Consider the following 3,222-nt stretch of genomic DNA (forward strand, 5'->3'; position numbering starts at 1 on the left):
GCCCGGTAGGCGGCGAGCCAGCGGCGGGCGGTGCGGATCGACACCCCACCGGCGGCCGCCGCCCGCGTCAGCGGGACGCCGTGCTCGAGATGCGGGCGCAGCACCGTCATCGGATCGGCCCGGCCCCGGCGCTCGGTGCTCATTGAGCCGGGCCGGTAACAGCACCGTCGGCGTTGCCGGCGGAGACCGCCGCACCCAGGTGCCGGTAGATGGTCGGGCGGGTCACCCCGAATTCGGCGGCGATCTGCGCGACCGTGTATCTGCGTTTGCCGTCGTCGCCGGTCTCGGCGTACATCGCCCGCGCGAGGGCGACCTGGCGGGGCCCGAGCTTCGGCTTCTGCCCGCCGGTGCGCCCGCGGGCCCGGGCCGCGGCCAGCCCCTCGGCGGTTCGCTCGGAGAGCAGGGCGTGCTCGAATTCCGAGATCGCCCCCAGCACGGAGAAGAACATTCGGCCCGCCGCGGTCGAGGTGTCCACCCCCTGCTCGAGCACCACCAGGTCCACCCCACGCTCCTGAAGCAGCCGCGAGAGTTCGATCAGGTTCGCCAGCGACCGCCCCAACCGGTCGAGCCGGGTGACCACCAGTTGGTCGCCCCGGCGGGCGACCAACAGTGCCTGGTCGAGACCCGGCCGGTGCGCGAGCACTCCGGAGGCGGTGTCGGTGAAGATCTGCTCGCAGCCGGCCGCGCGGAGCGCGTCCTGCTGCGCTTCGGGGTGTTGATCGCGGGTGGAGACCCGGGCCAGGCCGATCCGCACCCATCCAGCGTAAAACGAACCCCCGAGCACGTGCCATAGCCGCGGACACGGGAACCTTGACACCCGTGAACTGGGAAGACTGCATCCGGCCGGGAGTGTCTCGCGAACCATCGTTTCCATGACATCGAACCGAGACGGTGGAGTCTGAGGGGTGCTCGGGTCAGAGGTCGGGGCCGATCGAGGCCCGGGCGGTGGCGGCCACGGCAGGATCCATCCCGGTGAGCCGGCCGCGGTGCGTCTTCCCGGAGAGAAGCTCGAGGACGTCGAGTGTGGGGCTGACGACGGCAGCGGTTCCGAGGGTCGGGCTGCCCTTCGCGCGCCAGCCGAGGCCGACCAGCAGGTTTCGGATCTCGCTGGTCCATTCCTCGGCCGGAGTGCCACTACCGACGACGGCGAGTGCCAGCCAGCCCGCCTGGCGGTCGAACTCGGTCCTGCCCACCGGCAGTCGGGAGAGGATGTGCTGCCACAGCGCCGATGGTTGGTCACGGTTGCGGCGGGCGAGCGCAGTGGGCGCCAGCCGGCCCTTCCGCACACTCACCAGGCCGAGAGCCCGCGCGTTGTCGCGGAGCTGCGCGACCGGCCACGTGAGGTCCTCGCGGTTCGCCTTGCCGATCCACCACCCGGCGACGCCGGTCCGCTCGGCGAGCTGCTCGACCAACGCCGGCGGAAGGTAGCCGGCGCTGGTCAACCGCACCCCGTCGCCGATCAGGTCGAGGAGGACGGCGTACGGCTCGATAAGGCGGGCGGCGTCTGCCTCGCTCACCTCGAACCCGGCGTGCGCCGCCGACCGTGCCAGCACCTGCGTGAGTGCCCCGTTGCCGCCCCGCTCCAGTTGCTCGCACAGCGCGGCCAGCTCCCCGGCCACACGGAGCGGCGCGGCCACCGCTGCCGCGAGGGCGGTGTTGGCCTCGTCGACGTCGAATAGGTCGGGATGCCAGTCGAGCGGCAGCCAGTCGCGGGCGTGGCCGGCGTCCTCGAACGGGGCCGGGACGGACCCCGGGTCGCATCCGCCACGGACCCACGCCGCCAGCTCCGTGTACCCCCAGATCCCGCCGCAATCCTCGGGTGGGCAGGCCATCCGACCACCGGTGCAGCGCACCTCGGCGGGCGGCTCGTCGAGGACCGCCTCCACCGCGAGCACGTGGTCCCAGTCGTCGCCGAAGTCGTATTGGTACCAGAGGCGGTCACCGGTGCCGGTCAGCACCTGATCGAGCCGGACGCCGTCTTCGAGCATGCCGTCCTCGCCCTCCTCGACGTCGAACGGTGTGACGAAATACGGCGACCGGGGATCGCTGCCCGTGCGGAACCGGTGCAGATGGCCGTCGAACCACCCCATCGCGGCCTGGATCACCTTGTGCAGCCGGTCGAGGGTGAGGTCGCCGGGCAGCTCGAGCCGCCGCCACACCGGGGGCTTGGCACCGACCAGGTCGAGCCGGACCCGAAAGCCGCGAATGCGGGTCGGCGCATCACCGACCACGGGCTCGGAGACTCGCAGCGCACTCTCCACCAACGCCATCGAATGATCCGCCCCGATCGCGCCCAAGAACGCCTGTTGCTGCTGCGGGGACAACTCGGCCATGAGCTGCTCGGCGAGCCGTCGTACGTCATCTGAGGTCGGCACGACACCAGTCAACCATCGGCCGTGAACGGCATGCCCAGCCGATGCAAGGAACCACCCTGAATCTGATCCACGACCTGCACCAGCGGGGCATTGGTTTCCGGAACTTTTGGTCGATCCGATCCGGATCGGCTCGACGAATCCGGACGATTCGATGGGTCAGCTGGCGGTGGTGCGGCTGGCCCTGTTCGGGCAGATGGAACGCACCTGTGCGGGCGCGCTCAACCCGCTACCGGAACCTGCTGCCCCGCTCGATGGAGACGCGCACCGCTGCACCAGACCCCATCGAGGAGACGACTTCTCGGTCAACGGTGTCGGTGGCACCGTCACCGGCCGCCGGGCCTCTGACATGCCCGACCTCTGGCCACGGACCGCCGCCCGTTGGGACCTCATCCGCACGTGTCGATCTCGCCATCGTCTGGTTGTCCGAGATCGCCGAGGTGCTCGGCGTCGCACGCTCGACGGTGTACCGCCGCCTCGCCTGATCGGCACCGTGCCAAATAGCGTCGGCAACAACGTGCCAGATAACGCTGGGAGTCACAAAATCGGCAGCTTCCGTTACCAAATCATGATGTGTCTCAGAAACCCGTCTCACCTTCCGTGGTGCCCGCTGGAGCGTGTTTGACGTTTCTGAGACAGTCATCCCTTGTGAGCGCCGTATTTGGATTGTCAGTTTCAGAAGACAACTGCACGTGATCACTACTCGACTGCACTCGTCCAGAGAACGCACTTCGGCCTCAAGGAAATGAGGTCCGTGTTCGTTCACTGCGTTGATGTATCCCTGCGGCAACGCAGGCGGTCACGGTGCTCGTGTAGCCGGACGACACCCGAGTGTCCGTTTTGTCTGGTG

2 protein-coding genes and 1 pseudogene are annotated in these 3,222 nt (G+C 69.1%); 1 reads left to right on the forward strand and 2 read right to left on the reverse strand.

The window, feature by feature from the left end; translation table 11 throughout:
- Positions 1-139: 139 nt before the first annotated feature.
- Entirely contained in the window at positions 140-754 is a 615-nt protein-coding gene (locus WAW17_RS11395) for a recombinase family protein (RefSeq protein ID WP_422333089.1), read from the reverse strand.
- A gap of 160 nt (positions 755-914) precedes the next feature.
- On the reverse strand, positions 915-2,375 hold the full coding sequence (locus WAW17_RS11400) for a plasmid pRiA4b ORF-3 family protein (RefSeq protein WP_422333090.1): 1,461 nt from the start codon (positions 2,373-2,375) through the stop codon (positions 915-917).
- Between the two features lie 53 nt (positions 2,376-2,428).
- On the opposite strand from WAW17_RS11400, the pseudogene WAW17_RS11405 reads away from it, so the two are divergent.
- Positions 2,429-2,857: pseudogene (locus WAW17_RS11405) on the forward strand (hypothetical protein); the annotation flags it as partial.
- Positions 2,858-3,222: the final 365 nt, after the last annotated feature.

Origin of the sequence: Rhodococcus sp. (in: high G+C Gram-positive bacteria) (genome assembly GCF_049286785.1) — a bacterium.
Taxonomy (GTDB): Bacteria; Actinomycetota; Actinomycetes; order Mycobacteriales; family Mycobacteriaceae; genus Rhodococcus_F.